The 21,884-nt window shown below is 44.1% G+C and carries 14 protein-coding genes; 7 read left to right on the top strand and 7 right to left on the bottom strand.

What is annotated here, in order from left to right; genetic code table 11:
* Window positions 1-17 precede the first annotated feature (17 nt).
* The 4 genes from CLV51_RS15625 to CLV51_RS15640 all read right to left on the bottom strand — a co-directional run bounded on the left by CLV51_RS15625 (window position 18) and on the right by CLV51_RS15640 (window position 8,584).
* A complete protein-coding gene (locus CLV51_RS15625) occupies window positions 18-3,539 on the bottom strand; it encodes a SusC/RagA family TonB-linked outer membrane protein (protein WP_106529001.1) in 3,522 nt (1,173 codons plus the stop codon).
* Between the two features lie 294 nt (window positions 3,540-3,833).
* Entirely contained in the window at window positions 3,834-4,808 is a 975-nt protein-coding gene (locus CLV51_RS15630) for a FecR family protein (RefSeq protein WP_106529002.1), read from the bottom strand.
* 144 nt (window positions 4,809-4,952) lie between these two features.
* Window positions 4,953-7,403: an RICIN domain-containing protein gene (locus CLV51_RS15635; RefSeq protein WP_158267032.1), complete on the bottom strand. Its 2,451-nt coding sequence runs from the start codon at window positions 7,401-7,403 to the stop codon at window positions 4,953-4,955.
* Between the two features lie 635 nt (window positions 7,404-8,038).
* On the bottom strand, window positions 8,039-8,584 hold the full coding sequence (locus CLV51_RS15640; RefSeq protein ID WP_106529004.1) for an RNA polymerase sigma factor: 546 nt from the start codon (window positions 8,582-8,584) through the stop codon (window positions 8,039-8,041).
* Between the two features lie 131 nt (window positions 8,585-8,715).
* Here CLV51_RS15640 and CLV51_RS15645 point away from each other — a divergent pair, with 131 nt between their 5' ends.
* From CLV51_RS15645 to CLV51_RS15655, 3 genes are all read left to right on the top strand, one after another.
* Window positions 8,716-9,708, top strand: a complete 993-nt coding sequence (locus CLV51_RS15645; RefSeq protein ID WP_106529005.1) for a YncE family protein — start codon at window positions 8,716-8,718, stop codon at window positions 9,706-9,708.
* A 180-nt stretch (window positions 9,709-9,888) separates the two neighbouring features.
* Window positions 9,889-10,689 (top strand): alpha/beta fold hydrolase, encoded by an 801-nt coding sequence (locus CLV51_RS15650; RefSeq protein WP_106529006.1) that lies wholly within the window; start codon window positions 9,889-9,891, stop codon window positions 10,687-10,689.
* A 27-nt stretch (window positions 10,690-10,716) separates the two neighbouring features.
* Window positions 10,717-11,562, top strand: a complete 846-nt coding sequence (locus tag CLV51_RS15655) for a hypothetical protein (RefSeq protein WP_106529007.1) — start codon at window positions 10,717-10,719, stop codon at window positions 11,560-11,562.
* A 3-nt stretch (window positions 11,563-11,565) separates the two neighbouring features.
* On the opposite strand, the gene CLV51_RS15660 is transcribed toward CLV51_RS15655, so the two are convergent.
* The 3 genes from CLV51_RS15660 to CLV51_RS15670 form a co-directional block, all read right to left on the bottom strand.
* Window positions 11,566-12,669 carry a sensor histidine kinase gene (locus tag CLV51_RS15660; protein WP_106529008.1) on the bottom strand — a complete coding sequence of 368 codons (1,104 nt, stop codon included), beginning with the start codon at window positions 12,667-12,669 and terminating at the stop codon, window positions 11,566-11,568.
* 79 nt (window positions 12,670-12,748) lie between these two features.
* Window positions 12,749-13,570: a CheR family methyltransferase gene (locus tag CLV51_RS15665; RefSeq protein WP_106529009.1), complete on the bottom strand. Its 822-nt coding sequence runs from the start codon at window positions 13,568-13,570 to the stop codon at window positions 12,749-12,751.
* 7 nt (window positions 13,571-13,577) lie between these two features.
* Window positions 13,578-16,970, bottom strand: coding sequence for a response regulator (locus tag CLV51_RS15670; protein WP_211302019.1), 3,393 nt, complete (start codon window positions 16,968-16,970; stop codon window positions 13,578-13,580).
* 429 nt (window positions 16,971-17,399) lie between these two features.
* Here CLV51_RS15670 and CLV51_RS15675 point away from each other — a divergent pair, with 429 nt between their 5' ends.
* Genes CLV51_RS15675 through CLV51_RS15690 form a run of 4 tightly spaced genes read left to right on the top strand, consistent with a single transcriptional unit; the run spans window position 17,400 to window position 21,881 of the window.
* The gene (locus tag CLV51_RS15675) at window positions 17,400-17,777 is read left to right on the top strand and encodes a response regulator (protein WP_106529011.1); all 378 of its coding nucleotides are present in this window, start codon (window positions 17,400-17,402) and stop codon (window positions 17,775-17,777) included.
* Between the two features lie 4 nt (window positions 17,778-17,781).
* On the top strand, window positions 17,782-18,939 hold the full coding sequence (locus CLV51_RS15680) for a HEAT repeat domain-containing protein (protein ID WP_106529012.1): 1,158 nt from the start codon (window positions 17,782-17,784) through the stop codon (window positions 18,937-18,939).
* Window positions 18,939-20,369: a glycosyltransferase family 2 protein gene (locus CLV51_RS15685; RefSeq protein WP_170115335.1), complete on the top strand. Its 1,431-nt coding sequence runs from the start codon at window positions 18,939-18,941 to the stop codon at window positions 20,367-20,369. The genes CLV51_RS15680 and CLV51_RS15685 overlap by 1 nt, the downstream gene beginning before the upstream one ends.
* 21 nt (window positions 20,370-20,390) lie before the next feature.
* A complete protein-coding gene (locus CLV51_RS15690; protein WP_106529014.1) occupies window positions 20,391-21,881 on the top strand; it encodes a glycosyltransferase family 2 protein in 1,491 nt (496 codons plus the stop codon).
* The last annotated feature ends 3 nt before the right edge of the window (window positions 21,882-21,884 follow it).

Here is a 21,884-nt window from a genome sequence, read left to right on the forward strand (position 1 = left end):
CTGCTCAGTTTATAATGTTAGAAAGATGCTTTGATACCTACTCTCCAGGTACGTGGTGAAGGCATGGTCAGCTCATCATAGCCCATGTTTAATGCTGAAGAACCATATGCACTCACTTCAGGGTCCAGTCCGGAATATTTTGTGAGAATGAACAAATTATTTGCTTCAGCATATAGCTTCAATGCGGTAAATACTTTGGTGCCTTTCAGCTGCCTGCTATTAAAATTATAACCCAGCAAAAGGCTGCGCAGCTTAATAAAAGAGGCATCTTCCAGGAAGCGGTTGTTTCTTCTGTCTAATGTATAATCGTAGGAGCTGCCAAAACCGGCTTGTGAAAAATTAGAATTATTGATCAGCGCGGGGATATCTGTTTTTTGACCGGGATGTTGCCAGTAATTCACCATATCTGATGACAGGTTGTATACATTGTTAGCACCGTAGGAACTACCCAGGTAGCTGTACATGGCTGCTTTTGCACCATTGTACATTTTATTACCGGCAGAAAATGAGAAGAAACAGTTCAGCTCAAACCCTTTATAGGTAAAGGTATTACCAAAGCCACCGAATACTACGGGCATTGCATCTCCCATGTATTTTCTGTTTGTATAGGGCGAATCAGGATATTGTTTCTGAATAGGCACTTCAGAAGTTTTACCGCTCTTATCCACCCATTGCGGCTGACCATTACTACTATTTACGCCAGCCCAATCATACAGGTAGAACGCAGTAGCAGAATGTCCTACGCGCCAGAAGCGGCCACCTGAAATTTCATTTTCTGCTGCCAGTTGTTCTTCATCTATCTGATGTAATCTGACTACAATATTGCGGTTGCCGGAAATATTGAAAGTAGTATTCCACTGAAAATTTTCAGTATGAATATTTTCACTGCTGATACTAAACTCAATTCCTTTATTAACAAGATCAGCACGGTTTTGCTGCTGCAGATCAAAGCCCATGAAATAAGGCAATGCGGACTGCAGGATCGCATTGGAAGTCTGGCGACGGTAATAATCCACGGTAGCGCTGATGCGGCCATGCAACAAACTAATATCTGTGCCTACATTCCAGGTAGTAGTACGTTCCCATTCCAGGTTAGGATTAGCGGGTTGTTTATTGCCAATAGTACTGGTATTACCGTAGGATGAACCATATACATCCACTACATATTGTCCCTGGTTGCCATAATAACCATTACCACCATCGTTGCCGGTAAACCCTACGCTGGCACGGACCTTCAGCTGATCAATCGCTTTAACTCCCTTGAGAAAATTTTCTTCACTCGGTACCCATCCCAGCGCAAAGGAAGGAAAACCAACATAGCGGTGATTGGCGGAGAACCGGGAAGAACCATCCATGCGGTAGGTAACACCTGCCAGGTAACGGTGTTTATATTCATAATTAATACGACTCAGAAAAGATACCTGTGCCCACTGCTGTTCCAGCGAGTTCACCACCCGTTTATCATTCGCTGTCGCAATACTCAACATATCATCATTCAGGAATTCGGTGCCATGCACGCTGTTCACATTCTCTACCGACTTTTCAAAACTTTGTCCAAGCATGGCACTCACCGCATGCCCATCACCAAAGATCTTATGCATGTCCAGGCGGTTATTAATCACCCATTTCCGGAGTTGTTGCTGTGTTTCTGTAGCCGAGCCACCAATCACTCCGGGGCGGTCTATGATACGGTCGTAAGCCCTGGAATTGATCCAGTCTACTCCCACATCAGAGTGTGCACTTAACCAGGGTAATAACTGCAGCTCTGCAAATACATTGCCCAGCACCCGGTTATCTGTGCTGTAATTTTTGCCGGTAGTGGCTTCTCCCACCGGATTAGACACCTCTTCCGGGCCGGTTGGATTATTACCATGTAACCAGTTGTACTTGTTACCGGTACTATCCTTTACGCTGAGGTTCGGCGCTTTTTGTACGGCGCTTCGATACACATTCTGTGCACTGAGCGAGTTATTGGTTGCCTGGTTTAAAGACATGCTCACCCCTACTTTCAGCGAGTTGGTCATCTGGTTATCGAAATTTACACGGCCCTGGTAGCGGGTAAAATCGTTATTGATAATATAGGATTGTTCTTTATTGTAACCCAGGCTAACATAATAATTGGTCTTGTCTGTTCCTCCGCTCATAGATACTTCAGCATTGTTGCCCATAGCATTCCTTACTACTTCATTCAGCCAATTAGTATTTACACCTTTGGGGAAAGTATAATTGTTGGGGATATACCAGCTGCTGGCAGCTTTTCCGATAGAATCTTTCTGATGGAAAACATTATTATAAAAATCCGCGTATTGATCACCATTCATCAGGGAAGGCAGTTTCCGTGGTTTGCTAACGGAGGTACTCACCTGTACATCTACACGCATTTTACCACGCGCACCTTTTTTTGTAGTGATCAGAATAACACCGGCAGAGCCACGGGAACCGTAGATAGCAGTGGAATAGGCATCTTTCAGCACTTCTACAGATTCAATGTCATCCGGATTCAGCGTTGCCAGTGGATTTTTTTCAAAGGTGGTAGGCTGCCTGTATTCATTCACCACCTGGTTGCCGCCGAAGGAAAATATAGACGAGCTACCTTTATTATAATCAACTGTATTGAGGTTGGGATCAATGCCGTAAATAGGTACCCCATCCACCACAATCAGGGGTGAGTTACCGTTGGCATTGAGTGTGCTGATACCACGGATAGTGATGTTGGCAGCGGATCCTGGTACACCGCTGGAGGGTGCTATGAATACGCCCGGGAGCTTACCCACCATGGCTTCATCAATAGTAACAGGTGATTGACCAGGTGCTTTGCCAGCTTCATAAGTGGCCACTGCGCCTAACAGGCTACGCCTTTCCTGTACGCCATAACCTATCACTACCGCCTCGGTTAAACGGGACATGGTTACAAACATGGACATGTTTTGCTCTGTGATAGCGCCTGATATTACTTTCACTTCTGGTGATGCAGCCGCTTTGTACCCTATAAAAGAAAACTGCAGCTTATAATTACCAGCCGGAAGTATTAATTCAAACTGACCATCAGCATTGGTAATGGCATAATATTTTGTGCCGGTTACTTTTACCGTTACGCCGGGAATACCGTGTTCACCATCTATTACGATACCTTTAATTTTACCGGGACCTGGTTGCTGCAGATTGGTAAGTGGGAGCGGCGCTTGTTTAACGATGAGTAATACGCCGTTTTTTTCTTCATATATGAGTGGGGTATTTTCCAGCAAGGCCTGCAAAACCTTGTCCAGCCGCTCATTTACAAACTGCAGCTTTTTCACCTGGTAGCGCAGCAATTCCTGGTTATCATATCCAAATGAAATACGATAACCGGACTCTAGTTTTTTAACACAGGAAGCGAGGGATTCGTTCTCAAATTTTTCGGTCACTCTGACCCGTTGTAATAGTTGGCTATAACCATTGTTAGCATACAGGAGTGTAAAACTTCCCAGTATAAAGACAGTTACCATTACGCTCCATCTCATAATACCTGGTATAAAAGTTAGCGTAAGCGATTTTTGCATATATTTGGTTGATTTTAGTGTTAACTAAATGCATACGACAGTCATCAAGCGTGCCTGTAAAATCACTGCCTGACTGTTGTATAAATCTCTAAAACCGTGTCTGCTGCAACAGATGCGGTTTTTTATTTTGAGCTGTCATTTAAAATAAATCAGCTGCAACCGACTCATATAAATAACCTGTCAAAATCAATAAATTCTTACTGATATGTCCAACGGGACATAGCTATCGCATAGATGGCAATGAAATGTGTCCATCCTTTATCATTTTGGTTGCATCCTCCTTGTATGCGTTTGTTAGTTTTTTCGGTGCACTGTAATGTCTTTATCCTTTATATCATATTGTATAGGATGTATGCTGCTGATCAGATCCAGTACCTGTGTGACAGATAACTGTTTGCTGCAGCGCAGTGTATATTCGTCCTGTTTCATTTCTGCCGGATTATAGCGGATATGCACGCCATACTGATTTTCCAGCGTGAGTGCCAGTTCGGCAAAACCAGCTTGTGACAGGCTGATCATGCCGCCGGCCCACTCATCTATTTGTTGGTTGTTGACTTTCGATTTCATGTATTGCTGCGCCGACCGGCTAAATGTAAGCTGATCGTTGGCGCTCAGCACATCCAGTCCTTTTTGGTCGTGCAGTACCTTCACCATACCGGTTTTCACGGTTACCTGTGTTTCATCCAAAGTGTTATAGGCTTTCACATCAAAGGAAGTGCCCAGCACCTGCACATTAATTTCCATGGTATGCACTTCAAACGGGTGATGTGCATCGGGATGTATGTCAAAGAATCCTTCTCCTTCCAGCTTTATGGAGCGTACTTCACCAAATTCACGTGGGTACTCCAGTCTGGCGCCTGCATTGAGCCATACATGCGAGCTATCCGGTAATATTACTTCCTGTTGTTGTCCGGGTGCTACCTGCACTATCATCATGGTATGCCGCGACTGCCAGTTATTCAATACCCACCAGCCACCTAACCCTAATGCACCTACGAAAATAGCTGCAGCGATCTGTCGCCAGTAACGCATACGCACTACCGGTGTATCTTCCGTTTCTGTTGCTCCATACGCCGGCTCCAGCTGTTCGTGGATATGTTGTAACATATCTGCTTTCAGCTGTTGCTTATGGGCTTCATCCCGGAATGTATGTGCATGCTGCTCACCCTGGGATTCATACCAGTTTTGCAGCCATTGCAGTTCTTGTGGAGTACAGGTTCCGGTTTCAAGCCTTTGGAGGATCTTCGCTATTTTGTCTTGAGCATCCACGCTTTAACCTTTTGTATTATTAAAGACACCGCTGCGGAGTGGAGGTACTAGATGGAGAGAAAAAAAATTTGAAGCCGCGTTTACCCATATACTATTAAAGGAGATGCCACCAAGCATCTCCTTTAATATCCAACTATCCCCCTGCTATCTTTGTATCACCAGTTTTTCTGTAACTGTTTTTTCAGCCGTCCGTATTACTACGAAGTATATTCCTGATGCAAAATCACTTACATCCAGCGCAATGCTGTTGATCCCTGTTGTTATGTCCTGTCTGCGTGATAACAATACACGTCTGCCTGCATTTACAACCTGTATTAAAACAGGCGTATTCTTTTTCGCCGTAATAATGACGGTTGTATTGCGGGTAGCCGGGTTTGGCGCTATTTTTACTGAAGTAAAAATATTATTATCTCCTAAAGGAGGTTTTACTCCCGATGGTGGTACCGGTGCGCTAATCCCCAGGTCTATAAATTGCCATTGCTGATTATTACCTCCTCCATAAGTATATTGAATAATATTTGTACCGTTTATTGTACTGGATGCAGAATCATCTAAAGCCAGGCCACTGGCCCTGTTAAGGATCTTATAATAACCTGTACCAAGATCAACTATCTGCCATTGGTGATTTGTTCCGCCATTAGGGGCGTATTGTATCATATCTGTCCCGTTTACAAGGGAGGCGCTGGGATCGTCTACTTCTTTACTACTGTTATGATTAATGATATTAAAATATCCGCTGCTGCTGGGATCAGCCACCCGCCACTGTTGGCTGGCACCGGCAAGATAATCGTACTGAATAATATTTGCGCTGTTGTTTGTTGAACTGCCTTTTACATCCAGCACTTTACCACTGGCCCTGTTGACGATCTTATAATAAGTATTCGGATTCAGGGCACCGCCTGAAGCAGTTGAGAAAGTAACACGTGTTGACAGATACGATCCGCTGTTACATTTTACCCATACATCTGCCATATACGCTGTTCCTGCTGTAAGTCCGGATAATACCACGCTGGTAGTAGTCAGATTATTCGGGCCCACCGTCCATGATGTATCTGTTGATTTCTTATAATAAATATAGTAGTAAGCGGCATCTGTGACTGCCCCCCACGAAAGCGTTGCACTGGTAGCGCTAATACCGGAAGCCGTCACATTAGGTGGTGCATAACAGGTTGCGCAGGAAGTGGTGGTAAGTAGTGTAGTATCAGAGCTTATACCATTCACGGATACTACCATGGAGTAAGTGGCGGGAGGCAGGTTTGCCGGAAGTGTAAATTGTGTGGTGCAGGACTTCGTCCCTTCCTGTACTCCCCTGGTGCTCCAATTAAACGTACGGGCATAATATACGTTAGACCCGGAAATGAGTTTTACTATGGGATAGTTGGAAAATGACTGTGCATCATCTCCATAGCCGGCACCTTCGCTGATGCCCCCAAACAGGGTACCGGTCAATGTATAGTTGCCACAACTGTTTTGTACGGTATTGGTGACAGCCGGCTTACCAGCAGCAAGCGGGGAACCAGAAGGCGTATATATGTAGTATAGATCCGACACCTGGTAATTACCAAACATTACACTTCCGTTTGGCAAAGCCAGAAAATAAGTATGATAACATCCGCTGGAGAGACTGGTGCCTCCTCCCGGTGCGCTTACCCGCGTATATGAATTAGTTTGATAATTATACTCGTAAAAATAGGTAGGCCCGGCATATTCTCCGACACTAAGCGGAGAGGCGGCCAGGAGGATCTTACCGGTTGCCATCATAACGCCACCAGCATCTTTTTGACCGGTATTATCCGGCAGATCAGGACCGGCCACCCAGGTACCAGGCGTATTATTTCCTGATGGCGTATAAATGGCGGTATGACCTGAAGCACCAATGCAAAACAGTTTTCCATTAGGAAGTAAATAAGAACCTCCTGTTTCACCGGCCGCGTCATACAGATAAACCGGCACATTGCTATCGGCTACCCAGGCGCCAAGAGAAGGAATATATCTTTCTGAAGTATATGCATCAAAATCCACCATCAGGATACTACCATCCGGAAGCTTTGAATACGAGGCTTCCCATTCAGATTTTAGTGCTAAGATAGTTGGGCCGAAGGAATTGGTGACCGGATTGTAAATTCTGCAACCCCTGCCTCCGTTATCATCCACAGCAGCCTGTAATACGGTCCCATCGGAGAGTATCTCGGAATTGGCATCAGCTATCGCACCTGCAAAACCAGGAGGATTTGTGCTCGTCCAGGTATTGGTAAGCGGGTTATATATTGTTGCAGTAGCACCTCCCGTTCCGTATTCACCACCGGCTATATATAATCTGCCATCTTTTAATAATTGAGATGAAAAATCCTCGCGGGTACTATCCATGTTAGCCATGGGAGTCCAGGTACCACTGACATAGTTACCATGTATGTCGGGTGTTAGCTTGTCCCATGCATTATTACCAGCAGTACCTGTTCCCAGTACTCCAACAGTGCCATCGGAAAACAGTATTGGCGGCCCCTGACAAATCCTTCCTGTATGATTTGCTAACGCGGTCCAGGTTTGTGCTAACACCGGACAGGATATTAATATTAAGCTTAGGGCAACTAACATTAATCTTTTGATTTTTAGATTTGGTTTCATGATTTACATGTTTGGTTATAGAATAAAAAAATACCCGGTGGTTTAGGCGTTTGCGCATAGCAAGGGCTCCTCCATACATACATGATGGAAACACATTTAAAGGTGAGTAACCTGTTCTTAGGATAAAATCAGGGCCACTATCAGGAAGGTGTACTACACAGGCATGAGTTACCTCCCCGTTCCGGAAGCATGCTGAGATCTTATTTGCCCGCTCCTTTACAGATTTACAGAGAAATTCATCCGCGCTAAAAAATATAACAACCGCGAATAAAACTACTTTTAACTAAAGATGGATGTAGTTAATACCAGGACACGTTTTACCATAGGATGATAATATTACTTCATTGTTCTTATTTGCCTCCAGGTATGGAATTACAGAAAATGTGCTGAGGTTTCGTTTGCCCTTTCTTTACAGATCTACAGAGAAATTAATCCGTACTAAAAATATAACCGGCCTGAATAAAGCTACTTTCAAATAAAAACAAACAGTTCACAAATTTTAACCTCCTCCAGCCGGATCTTAACCAATATTACCTGGTAAGAAATTAAGTATGCTGACAAAACCAGGTAAGGATAAATCTACGATAGTGGTTGGCTACCTTCTCCTATTTATACCCGCTCAAACGGTCTTTCAGCCGCTTCAGGGCATTACTCAGCTGATTTTTCACCGTTTGCGCTGAAATGCCTAACTTATCAGCGGTTTCCTGTACGGATAAGCCATCGCGACGGCTCAGCAGATAAATTTCGCGCATCTTTTCCGGCATATCAGCGATGGTGGCGGCAATGATGCCTTGTATTTCTGACAAAAAAAGGTGATCATCTGCCGAAGGCAAAAGCCCGGCGGGAATAGCACCGAAGATATCCAGGTGTTTCTGGTAATTATTATTATTACGGAGATGATTGAGCACACGATATTTGAGCGAAATAAAGAGGTATGCATCCAGCTGTTGGCGGATAACGATTTCTTTTCTTTTATGCCATAGGGAAACAAATACTTCCTGCAGACAATCCTTTGCATCTGCATCATTTTGCAATCTGGCATAGGCCGCGATGTAAAGCTTTTCCCAATAACGATGATATAATTCATCAAAGGCGGCTTTATCATCCAATAACTGCATACGCTCCAGCAGCGCTGTATCCGGCAGGTGCATCAAACACTAAAAGGTTTAAACGTAAATATAAATAAAAGCAGGTCAAAAAAGCAAGTGGTATTTAGTGTTACTGACCTACAGGTTGTCTTCAGAATTAGCCACGAGCTTTGTTTCTAAATCAATTCATTACTATGAAAAAGATATTACTGGCAGCAGCATTGCTGACCACCTATGCGGTTAACGCACAATCTAAATACCACGTGGCCAAGACCTTTGCTATTGCCAGCGATGGTAAATGGGATTACATCGCCCTGAACCCGGTTACACAGCAACTGTATGTGTCACACGGTACACAGGTGAACGTTCTGGACAAATCCAGCGGCGATAGCACCGGGGTTATCTTAAACACTACTGGTGTTCATGGTGTTGCATTTGCCGAAAAATTCAACAAAGGTTACACTTCCAATGGTAAGATTAATACTACCACTGTATTTGATATCAAAACCAACAAAGTACTCGGGGAAATAAAAACAGGTACTAACCCGGATGCGATCATGTATGATCCCTTCTCTGAAAAAATCATTACCTGCAATGGTGGCAGCAGCGATCTTTCTGTGATTGACCCGGCTACAGATAAGGTAGTGGCTACCATAGCACTGGGAGGCCGCCCCGAAACAGCTGTTACAGACGGTAAAGGAAACATTTACGTAAACCTGGAAGATAAAAGTCAGGTAGTAGCTGTCAATGCAAAAACATTCCAGGCAGGAGAACACTTTTCACTTGGTAAAGGAGAAGCCCCTACCGGTTTAGCTATTGACGTGGCCACCAACAGGTTATTTGCAGGATGCGATAACAAATTGCTCGTAGTACTGAATGCAGCCAACGGTAAAATTGTAACTACCCTGCCTATTGGCGACGGCTGCGATGGCGTTGCATTTGATGCAGGAGAAAAAACCATTTTTGCTTCCAACGGCGAAGGTACCCTCTCTGTTATCCGTGAGGAGTCTGCCGATAAGTATACCAATATAGCTACTGTTCCTACCCGGAAAGGTGCTAAAACACTGGTAGTGGATCCATTAACACATCATGTTTACCTGCCGGTAGCAGATCGCCTGCCTGCAGTAGGTACTGCCAAACCACAAATAGCCACCGGCACTTTTAAAGTACTACAGGTAAGTAAATAGTCAGGTTCATACTAATTACTTATATTTGAAAATGTGACATAACGGTGTCACCGTGAGAAGCACGTTTAATGCGGACTAAGCCGTAAAGATGTACCCTATCGGCTTAGTCCGCTTATAACCCGGCAACCAAATCACTATTCACGTCCGTTTCAGTCAATTTTCAAATATAAACTGCAGTGTATGGACATTACCCGAAAAAACAATATTCATGTCTGTGGCAACACGGACGCCTTTCAAACCATTGTCTTTTCCCATGGGTTTGGCATAGACCAGACCTCCTTCTCAGCAGTTGTTCCCTCATTTGAAAAAGATTACAAAATTGTATTGTTCGATAACGTAGGCGGAGGCAAAGCAGACATTACTGCGTTTAGCCCTAAACGTTATGAAGGACTAAGCGGCTATGTTACTGATCTGGCAGATATTATTCAACAGCTGAGCCTCGAACACATTACCTATGTAGGACACTCCGTTAGCGGCATAGTAGGTGTAAAAGCCTCTATACAATATCCCGGCCTGATAGATAAACTGATACTCCTTGGTTCCAGCCCCCGTTACCTGAATGACCCGGAGAGTGGCTACATCGGCGGATTCGACAAACATGCATTAAATGATCTTTTTGCCGCTATGGAAAACAACTATCACGCATGGGCGATCGGTTTCTCCAAATTAACCATGCGGAACGAAGACAGACCCGAACTAGCTGCCGCATTTGCAGCAACACTGGAAGCTATCCGCCCTGATATCGCCATATTGGTCGCTAAAGCAATCTTTTACCTCGATTGCCGGCAGGATCTGGAAAAAGTTACAATACCCACACTCGTAGTTCAAACAGCAGAGGATATAGCTGTTCCTCCCGATGTGAGCGAATACCTGGAAGCACATATACCTAATAGCCGACGCACGAAAGTACAAACACATGGACACTTTCCGCATATCAGTGCACCCCGGGAAGTGGTTGCTGCTATAGCATCATTCCTGTAATTTATTCATCTAACTCAATTTAAAGTTGTGATCACCTGGGAACGTAAAGCCTTAAACTTTATCAATCAAACAAGCCGCTGGGATAAGGACAAACATATTTCTTCCTTCCTTGCCTTCAGTATTTCACTGGTAAAAAATCTGACAGAAGCTGATATTGCGTTACAGCTTGAATTTGAAGACGAAAACACCGCCAAGGTTAAAAACGCCTCCCCTGTTTACCTGGACGATATTGTAATGAATCCCGAACCCATAAAAAATATATTATACACCCAGGGATTCCAGACTATTTGCTGGCGGGAGATGCCACCACCATCTGAAAATGTATTTAAAGAATTATTGCAGGCGTTTTCTTCCGCTATTATCATCCCTGTAGACACCACTCCTAATAATAGCATCATTATCCTGGGCTGGAGCAAACCACAAACTTTTGAAAGCGACTTCCTCGAATGTATAGAAACAGTGCGTCTGCGCCTGAAAGAAATATTGCTGCAATCACAACAGCTGCTATACTTCCAGCGGGTAGCCGTTCGTTTTGCAGCGATATTGCATAGCATACCGCATGCCCTCGTATTCATTAACAATGATGGATTTTCCGGATGGGTAAACCAGGAAGCGGCGACCTTACTGAACCTGTCGGGGCCGGGAGAGCAATTACCCGCTGTTCTCTCCGATGCCATGACACAATTACGCAACAAAGCCATTAATACAGAAGAAATCTATACCGAAGCAATGCACCTGTTTTCTTCTCCTGAAAACGCTATCAGCAACTGGATCTGGAAACTGGAAACACCGATATCTAAAACAGTTAAAGTATCCTGCATACCCGTAACCACACAACAGGTAAGCGGCCGGCTCTGGATATTTGAACAATAGCTGCTATTGCTGCCGCCATAAGAAATAAAAAATACTGCCTTCGCCAGGTTTGGAATCTACCCATACCTTGCCCCCCTGCTCCTCTACCAGCAACTTAAAAATATTTAAGCCAATACCATCCCCTTCTCCTTTGCCTGTATTATCTGCTCTTTCAAATAGCTTGAAAATCCGGTCTGTATCGCGTTTGGCCACACCCGGACCATTATCTTTCACATAAAATTCATAATACTCTCCCTTGTCTGCGCCGCTAATAGTGATCACGCCATCTTTTTTATCATTGTATTTAATGGCATTGGAGATAAGGTTCTGAAATACCTGCTGCAGCTTTAGTTTATTGGTATGTAATAGCGGCAGCTTGCCTTCCGTGATTATTTGTATATGTGCCGGTGGAAACAATAACCGTGATAATTGTGCTACCAGTTCATGTACATCTACGTCTTCTATTGTTTGCTCCATATCACTATGTCGTGTGTACTCCAACATAGAAGTGATCATTTCCGTCAGATGATTAGTAGCTCCCAATACAATTTGCATATACTCTTTCAGGTCTGGTGCACTTTGGATACGCTCATCTTCACTGATCAGTGCCAGCAGCCCGATAGCGCCGGATAACGGGGATTTCAGGTCATGCGCCACTACATACATAAAACGTTCCAGCTGCTTGTTCACCTTTTCTTTTTCTGCCATTGCATCCTTGAGTTCATGCTGGTAGAAATACAATTTTTCAAATACGCTGACCTTGGCACGGGTAATATTTATATCGAGTGGTTTGGAGAGATAATCAACGGCTCCTTCTTCAAAACCACGCATCACATATTGCTCTTCTTTATTAATAGCCGTTACAAAAATGATAGCAATATCTTTTGTTTTTGGATTGGATTGTAACAGGCGGGCCACCTCATAACCGTCCATGTCCGGCATCTGTACATCCAGCATAATCAATCCGATGTCGTTGTGGCGCAATGCAATTTTTAATGCTTCATTACCGGATGTTGCAGTTAAGAACCGGCGATTATCCGCTTCCAGCATATGTTCCAGAGATACGAGGTTTTCTGTTTTATCATCTACCAACAGGATTGTAAAGGTGCTCGGATTTTGCTGCTTCATTTGTTAATATTTATTTATTGTTTCCATACCAACAGGCCGCCGGTATTTCCACTATGGCAAGGGTTTCCTGTCCGCTGTATTACATTTTACGCCGGAAAATTTTATTCATCGAACTAACTACTTCAAATTTCTTTTGTTCATCAGTATACTGCAATGACTCTTTAATACCTAATGCCAGGTACCCCAGCGAAGTTAAGCTTTCATGAAATAAATTAACAACCCGCTCCTGCAGCTTTTTGTTAAAATATATGAAAACGTTCCGGCAACAGATGAATTGAAATTCATTAAATACCTGGTCCGTTACCAGGTTATGCTGAAAGAAAATAATGTTGCGCCGCAAGGCCGGGTGAATGATAACATTATCATAACGTGCCGTATAATAATTGGAGAAATCATGCAGGCCACCTGCCCGTATATAATTATAGGTATAATCTTTCATATCCCTCAGCGCAATGATGCCACTGTCTGCCTTTTGCAGGTTAGCCGCATTCAGGTCTGTGGCATAAATGCGGCAACGATCCAGTAGTCCGGCTTCGTGTAACAGGATAGCCATAGAAAAAACTTCTTCTCCGGACGCGCATCCTGCATGCCATATTTTGATGATGGGATAAGAAGCCAGTCTCGGCAATACCATTTCTCTTAATGCGATGTAGAATTGCGGATCACGGAACATTTCTGTTACGTTTACCGTTATGAACTCCACCATTTTTAAAAACTGGTCCGGTTCATTCAGCAGCTGATGTTTCAGGTCAAACACACTGTTGATACCAGCATGCCCCATAAACCGCAGGAACCGCCGCTTCAGGGAGGCATGGGCATAATCCGTAAAATCATACCCATACTGCTGCTGAATGATCTTCACAAGATCTGATAAATCAACACTATTGATTTCTTCTACCATAAGCTGCTTAAGATAACCACACCCTTAATAAGGACAGCAGTTTAATACTGTCCACTGGTTTTGCAATATAATCAGATGCTCCTGCATCAATACACTGTTGTCTGTCGCCCGCCATGGCTTTGGCGGTAAGCGCTATTACCGGCAGCTGTTGAAATTGTGTATCCGCACGAATATGTTTTATTGCTTCATAGCCGTTCATTTCCGGCATCATAATGTCCATCAGCACCAGGTCTACCTGCGGATGCAGGCGTAGTACTTCCAGCGCTTCTTTGCCATCTGCTGCTGTGAGCACTTCCATCCCCTGTTCTTCCAGCAGGGCGCTGATAGAAAAAACATTGCGCATATCATCATCTGCGAGCAGTACACGTTTGCCGGATAATATACCTGCTGCTATATCATTATCATTGGTGGCTGCTTTTACAACCGGGTGAGCAGTAGTTGTTTTTTTTATTTTATAGAGAAATAATTCCAGTTCATCCATCAGCCTGTCTGTTGCAAAAGAGGAATTACGTATGATGGCTGCGGCATATTTTTTCAGCTGCTGTTCTTCTGCAGCAGTGATGTCCTGGTCCATGTATACGATCACGGGCGTGTTGCCCGCTTCCGGAATTGTTGATAGGGCGGTGAGTGCTGCCTGTCCGGCTGCCAGGTCTGCTCCTGTTTCTATTATAACGGCATCATACTTTTTAGTGGCCAGCAATGCATGGGCTTCCGGTACACCGGTAGCAATATCATATTGTGTTTCCAGGTTCCTTTCATCACTTTTTGTTTTGAGGTACGGATCTGTGCCCAGCGGACCTCCTGATACCAGCAACACTTGTTTGAGCCGGGATTGTATATGAAAACTGATGTTGGCAAATACGGCTTCCAGGTCACTTAACTCCAGTGGCTTCTGCGTGTAACCATGCACGTTACCTACTGTAATCCCCGGCAAATCGGCGGCTGTTACTACGTGTACGAGTATATTGTTCAGCGTTTCGCTGCTCTTCAGAATTTTCAGGATGCTGCTGCCGTCTATTACCGGGAGGTTCATGTCCAGTACAATAGCAACCGGAAGGTATTTACGGGCATAAAACAGTCCGTCCTGCCCATTGTGTGCCACGATGGTTTTAAAGCCCTTATTACGTGCAAAATCGCGCAGGATATCTGCAAAATAGATATCATCTTCAATGATCAATATCAGCTTATCATTTTTACTGATATTTTCGCGATCATCATCTGGTGTGATGGCCGGTTGTATAAGTGTTGTTGCCATCGTTTCCGGGTCCGGTATTTTTCTTTCGGCAACAGGTAACGGCAACGCATCTACGGGAATAACCATCGTGAAAGTACTGCCGGCAGGCGAACTGCCATCCAGGCGGATCTCCCCGCGCAGTAACACCATCAGCTCCCGGCTGATGCTGAGTCCAAGTCCGGTGCCGCCATACTTACGATTAGTGGAGCCGTCGCCCTGGTGAAAAGCATTAAATATCAGCTGCTGCTTATCTTCCGGAATACCCGGACCGGTATCTGTAACGCTGATGTGCAGGGCATTACCGCTCCCCATATAACAGGAAAGGGTTACCACTCCACCCGGAGGCGTAAATTTAAAAGCGTTAGACAACAGGTTACGAAGCACCTGCTCCAGGCGGAGTTTATCTGTTTTAACAGTAGCCGGCACTTCCGGGGCCACCTGTTTTATGAACTGCACCTCTTTTTCTGCTGCCACCACATCAAACAGGTCGGAAATATCTGTCATGATGCCGCTTACCGGCACCTCTCCAATATTCAGTTCTACCTTGCCGGCTTCGATCCTGGATAAGTCCAGCACATCGTTGATGAGATGCAGCAGATCGGAACCTGATTTATGAATAATGCCTGCATATTCTATTTGTCGCGGCAACAGGTTTTTGTCTTTGTTTTCCTGCAGCATTTTAGCCAGTATCAATACGCTGTTGAGCGGTGTGCGCAACTCATGCGACATATTAGCCAGGAATTCAGATTTATAACGGTTGCTGATTTCCAACTCTGAAGCCTTTACCGACAGGTCTTCCCTGGCGGCTTCCAGGGCTTTATTCTTTTCCGTCATCTCCGCATTTACCTGCCGCAGTTCCTCTTCCTGCACGCGCAATTCTTCTTCAGAAGCCTGTAATACTTCAGATTGCCGGCTTAGTTCTTCATTTGATTCGCGCAGTTCTTCCTGTTGACTAACCAGTATTTCCTTTTGTTCCTGCACCTGTTGCAGCAATACCATTACCTTTTCGCGGGCATTGGCAGCATTAACGGCCACGGATATATCTTTTGCCAGTGCTTCCAATAAGCTGAGCTGCAGGTCAGTAACTTTCTGAAAAGTGGCTAATTCAATGACGCCCAGTAATTCATTTTCTATCCACAATGGTATCAGCACAATGGTGCCGGGTGCTGCGCTGCCGCTGGCAGAAGAGATCTGCAGGTAACCGGCAGGCAGGTTATTAATTACTTTTATTTTTTTCCCTGATGCCGCGTCCCCAATGATGCCCTCTGTTTTTGCAAACGTTGCTGGTACATTAGCCGGCATGGCAACGGTGGTGCATAAACGAAATATTGCGGCCTCCTCTTCATAATAATAACAGGCCCCCGCCGCAAAACCACCAAAAGCAGTTAAGGTGTGTAAATACCTGCTGGTCAGCTCTTTCCTGTTATGGGTTTCCTGCAAACTATCGTTCATTTCATTCATTCCCGTGAGCAGCCAATTCCGGTCGTTGGCAGCTAAGTTTAGCTCTACCACCTCACCCAGCTTGTTATTCAGCGCTTTCTGCGTACGTTGTCTCCTTTTGAATTCCGTATATGTGATACGCATCAGGATAAAACCTACCAGCAGTATAAATAAATTATTGACCAACAGGGTTCTTACTGCGCGGGTAAAAGAAGCCGCTTTCTCATTTTCGCGGATAGCCAGCAACCGGCGTTCTTCCTCATTGAGGATAGCTATTTCCTTACGCACCTTATCCATCAGCCCCGCTTCTGTAACAGTAATTTCTACATTCTGCGAAAATTTCTGATGAAAAATAGTGTGGTCCAGTACATTCCAGAAACTCAATAGCTCATTGATAGCATCTTCCAGGGAGTCAACATTTTTATACTGCTTTGGATTATCAACTACCATTTCATGCAGATCATTCACGGCAGGAGCTACCTTAGGCAAGGCCAGCTCATAAGGTTTCAGGAACCTTTTATCAAATGTGCTGCGAAAGCCACGTCTCGCTGCTTCCATATCAAACAATAGTCGTTGTACACGCTCCGAATAGTTGAGTACGCGATAGGTATGTTGTACCCATCCTGCTTCGTTTGTTTGTGTAGTGAAGGTGCGCCAGGTTAAAAAACCTCCCAGCAGGACAAGTAACACCACAACGGTAAAGCCAAGGTAGAGTCTGTTAACCAAAGAAATTTTCACCCTTAATAACATAATGAATATGATAATATAGTTTCGTAAAATCGTGATTGCTTTTCCCTGATAAATACTTACATTAGGTATAAAAGTACCTAAATGCCTTCATATTCAATATCTTTGTGCAGTACAATGAATGTTCCTATTTTATAATATAAAATAATTCAAAATACTAACCAGCTTCCGGAAAAAAAAGTACACTTTCAACGTTTACATCTACGCAAAATGCGTAATAAGCGATTTATGCTATAAATAATTAATACAGCGCAAAATATCTCCGGCAGGGAGAACGGACCATATACCAATATCAAAAATATTATCAACAAAACACATTATCTCCCGCAGGGAGAACGGAGCAAATATCAGGACCAAAAACATTATCAACAAAACACCATATTTCCTTAGGAGAGTATAACGATAGCTATGAGTAAAATTTTGTTAGTAGAAGACGATGAGATAATGCCCAAGATTGTGGCGCGAATCCTTCCCCCGTCTGAGTACGAGCTGGATCATGTATCCAATGGTAAAGAAGCCTTTGAGAAACTGGAAGCCACTAATTATGATTATGATCTCATTATTACGGATATCATGATGCCATATGCAAATGGTTTTGAAATTTTGAGCAGGGTAAAAAGTCCGGATCGTGAAAAAACTATTCCTGTTATCATTGTTTCCAATGCGGGCAATGAAGATATGATCATGGAAGGATTTAAACTGGGTGCCGATGATTTCCTGAAAAAACCCATTATACCTGCAGAATTACTGATCCGGGTAAAAAGATTATTAATGAAGAATAAATAGCAGTATGCTGGATATACAAGTACCCGACTTCCTGGAGCCTGTCGTAAATACGTTCAGGTATGCGCCACTTGCCATACAAGTGGCGATGGTATTTATTATAATCGCCTCATTAGGAACACTGCTGGCCTATTATTCTATCCTTAGAAGCCGCTATCGCGGTTATCAGCGTGATAAAAAATTAGCCTTTCTGCATCCCAAAATAGATAACCTGATCATTGAGGAGGTATTAACAAATCCTACCCTATTGAAGGATGATGTTCCCGTTGCCCATGTACAGCTGAACCTGGAACCATTCCAGGAACTGCCACTGCATAAAAAATGGGCAAGGGAAGTGCTGACAGAACGTATCATTCATTTCCGCCGCAACGTAAGAGGCAATATGGGTGAGCTGTTACGCAACCTGTACCTGCAGCTGGAACTGGATAAAGACACCATGAAAAAAATGAGGTCTGGTCATTGGGAGAAAAAAGTGCAGGCCCTGGTAGAATTTACCAGCATGGATATGTCTATTGCCGATGTTACTATTTTACCATTAACGAATAGCCGTAACCGTGAGTTGAGGGCAGCCGCGCGTCATGCCTACATCAAACTCAGCAAGAACGAGCCTTTCAAATTCTTTGACGTAGTAACAGAGCCCTTGCTCATGTGGGACCAGGTAGAACTTTTCCGTATCATCACTACTACCCAAAACATTGCCATTCCTAACTTTGCCAGGTGGATCACCTACTCGGCCAATAAAAGTGTAGTGTCTTTCTGTTTGAAACTGGTAGTGCACTACAACCAGCTACCTGCCGTACCGGCTATCGTCAAACTACTGGAAACAAAAGATCATTATCTCCGTGCAGATGCCATTAACTGCCTGGGCAAACTCAGGGTGCCAGACGCAGAAGACAAGCTGATAGTGATGTACAGCAGTCAGCCTTTACATTGCCAGATAGAAATACTGAAAGCCGTTGGCCGCATCAGCAGTGGCCGGCACGTAGATTTTCTGAAACAGGAGTTTCTCCATTCCACTGATTTTGACCTGCGTAAAAATGCCGCCAAATCACTGGTGAAAAATGAATGGACAGCGAAACAGGTATTGGAAGAACTGCTGGCTACCGCCAATGCGGAAAACCTTCGTATCCTGAAACACTGTATGAACCCGTTAATCAAATATTGATGAGTGGCATTTTAGAAACATTAGGAAGGATCTATGAAAGTACACTTTTCGTATATGGAATGGTGTTATTGCTGGTATACGCCATGCTGGCCCTTTTATCGATGCTCGCCGTACGCCGTTATGCTAAAAGGGATAACTATCATCAGCTGGATATTTTATCCAGTTCCCCGCTGGCACCAGGTATTACTATATTGGCTCCGGCTTTCAATGAAGGACTCACCATTATCTCCAACGTACGCTCCCTGCTAACACTCAACTATCCTCGTTTTGAGATAGTACTGATTAACGACGGCAGCACAGATGATACGATGCAGCAACTGATAGAAGAGTTTAAGATGGTAACGGTGGACTTTGCCTACAACGAAAAAATCCGTACCCAACCGGTACGTAAGATCTATAAATCAACAGATCCGGCCTACTCCAGCCTGCTGGTTATAGATAAGATAAACGGTAAGAGTAAAGCGGATGCAACAAATGCCGGCATCAACGTAGCCTCCTTCAATTATTTTGTATGTACGGATGTAGATTGTATCCTCGATAAAAATACTTTGCTGGAACTCATTAAACCGGTCATGCAGGAAGCACACAAACGGGTAATTGCCGTGGGTGCTACCCTTCGTATTGCTAACTCCTGCGAATTTGACGAAGGCGTAATGACACGTATGCGACCACCCAAACAACTACTGCCACGTTTCCAGGAAGTGGAATATATCCGGTCGTTTGTATTAGGAAAAATGGGATGGAGCTATATCAACTGTGTACCCAACGTTTCCGGTGGACTGGGATTGTTTGATAAAGAAATTGCGATCCGCAGCGGAGGCTATGATCACAGCTCCTTTGGGGAAGACATGGAACTGCTGACCAGGATGTGCCGCTATGCGCATGATAACCACGTCAATTATTCCGTTCGTTATATCCCAAAATCATTGTGCTGGACAGAAGCACCCAGTACATTAAAGATCTTTAACCGTCAGCGTACCCGCTGGGCAAGAGGTTTGGCCCAGCTGATGCATGCTCACTTTAATATGTTCCTGAATCCTCGCTACGGTAAAATGGGGATGATCATTTTTCCATTCAACTTCTTTTTTGAATTGCTGGCGCCCATTATCGAATTCACCGGTATCATCGTATATATTGTACTGGCCGTAATGGGTAAGATCAACTGGCCATATGCGCTGCTCTTACTCCTGTTCGTGTATACTTACGCGATCATGATTACCACCATCTCCATTTTATGGGACCAGCTCACTTTCCGCTACTACAAAACGTGGAAAGAGGTGGTGTATCTGTGTATGACGCCATTCATGGAATTTTTATTTTATCATCCGCTGATCGTGATCTACGCATTGCGTGGATACTACTATTTCCTTACGGGTAAAAAGAGCGCCTGGGGAAATATGCAGCGGCAAGGTTTTGGGAAGAAGAAATAACATTCAACAATATCATCAGCTATGTTAAGGTCATTATTTGAAAGTGGGGTATTTATATATGGCTGTACCATGCTGTTTCTGTATGCGTTGCTGGCATTCATGTCGTGGCGTGGCATCCTGCATTTCCGCAAAAAAAGCAGCTTTACTGATTATGCCCAGCTGCTGGAATCTCCGCTTACACCGGGCATATCCGTGATTGCACCTGCCTTTAATGAAGGCATTACCATTATCATGAACGTACGTTCCTTACTAACGTTAAACTATACACGCTTTGAAGTAATTATTGTGAATGATGGCAGCACAGATGATACCCTGGAAAAGCTGATCCATGAGTTTCAGCTGGTGCAGGTTAATTTTGCCTACAATGAACGTATTGTAACACAACCGGTGAAGCGCATCTTTAAATCAACCAATACTGCGTACGATAAGCTGCTGGTGATTGATAAGGTAAACGGTAAAAGTAAAGCAGATGCTTCCAACGCAGGTATCAACGCGGCGGCCTTCGATTATTTCCTGTGCACGGATGTGGATTGTATCATTGAAAAAGATACGTTGCTGCGTATGATCAAGCCCTTTATGGATGAGGAGCATATGAAAACAAAGGAAATAGGTGAGCCCTGTCCGGAATGCGGATATGTGCATGTGGTGGAAGACAGCCGGCGCGTAATAGCCACCGGTGCTACTTTGCGCATTGCCAATTCCTGTGAGGTAGATGAAGGTGTGATCACACGGGTACGCCCCCCCGAAAAACTGTTGCCCCGCTTCCAGGAAATGGAATATATCAGGGCTTATGTACTGGGTAAAATGGGATGGAGTACCATGAACAGTGTACCCAACGTTTCCGGTGGATTGGGCTTATTTGATAAAGAAATTGCTATCAAGGCCGGTGGTTATGACCACAAATCTTTTGCGGAAGATATGGACATCATTACCCGCATGTGTGCGTTCATGATCGATAATAAACTGAAATACGCCATCCGTTATATTCCCACCACACAATGCTGGACAGAAGGCCCTCCAAATATGAAAGTATTCAGCAGGCAGCGAACCCGCTGGGGACGTGGCCTGGGAGAGATCATGACCATTCACCATAAAATATTATTTAATCCCCGGTATAAAAAACTGGGATTGATAGTGCTGCCATACAATCTCTTTTTTGAGTTCCTGGCGCCGATCATAGAATTCACAGGTATTGTTTATTATCTGTACCTGATCATCACAGCACAGGTGAACTGGCACTATGCATTGATATTATTATTATTTGTGTACCTGTATTCTGTGATGATCACCACACTGGCTATATGCTGGGATCAGCTGACTTACGGTTATTATAAAACCTGGCGGGAAGTGATATCACTGGCACTCATGGCCTTTTTAGAGCCATTGCTCTATCATCCGCTGATCGTATTTTTTGCTTTGCGTGGTTATTTGTTTTTCCTTATCGGTAAAAAAAGTACCTGGGGAAATATGCAGCGACAAGGTTTTGGAAAGAAAAAAGTAACTACTAAATAAAGT

The sequence above is a fragment of the Chitinophaga niastensis genome, from assembly GCF_003014755.1.
In the GTDB taxonomy this organism is placed as follows: Bacteria; Bacteroidota; Bacteroidia; order Chitinophagales; family Chitinophagaceae; genus Chitinophaga; species Chitinophaga niastensis.

Excerpts from the sequence above, each read along its gene's own strand:
- CLV51_RS15625 (WP_106529001.1), bottom strand. The coding sequence starts at position 3,539 with ATGCAAAAATCGCTTACGCTAACTTTTATACCAGGTATTATGAGATGG.
- CLV51_RS15635 (WP_158267032.1), bottom strand. The coding sequence starts at position 7,403 with ATGTTAGTTGCCCTAAGCTTAATATTAATATCCTGTCCGGTGTTAGCA.
- CLV51_RS15640 (WP_106529004.1), bottom strand. The coding sequence starts at position 8,584 with ATGCACCTGCCGGATACAGCGCTGCTGGAGCGTATGCAGTTATTGGAT.
- CLV51_RS15645 (WP_106529005.1), top strand. The coding sequence starts at position 8,716 with ATGAAAAAGATATTACTGGCAGCAGCATTGCTGACCACCTATGCGGTT.
- CLV51_RS15650 (WP_106529006.1), top strand. The coding sequence starts at position 9,889 with ATGGACATTACCCGAAAAAACAATATTCATGTCTGTGGCAACACGGAC.
- CLV51_RS15660 (WP_106529008.1), bottom strand. The coding sequence starts at position 12,669 with ATGAAGCAGCAAAATCCGAGCACCTTTACAATCCTGTTGGTAGATGAT.
- CLV51_RS15665 (WP_106529009.1), bottom strand. The coding sequence starts at position 13,570 with ATGGTAGAAGAAATCAATAGTGTTGATTTATCAGATCTTGTGAAGATC.
- CLV51_RS15675 (WP_106529011.1), top strand. The coding sequence starts at position 17,400 with ATGAGTAAAATTTTGTTAGTAGAAGACGATGAGATAATGCCCAAGATT.
- CLV51_RS15680 (WP_106529012.1), top strand. The coding sequence starts at position 17,782 with ATGCTGGATATACAAGTACCCGACTTCCTGGAGCCTGTCGTAAATACG.
- CLV51_RS15685 (WP_170115335.1), top strand. The coding sequence starts at position 18,939 with ATGAGTGGCATTTTAGAAACATTAGGAAGGATCTATGAAAGTACACTT.
- CLV51_RS15690 (WP_106529014.1), top strand. The coding sequence starts at position 20,391 with ATGTTAAGGTCATTATTTGAAAGTGGGGTATTTATATATGGCTGTACC.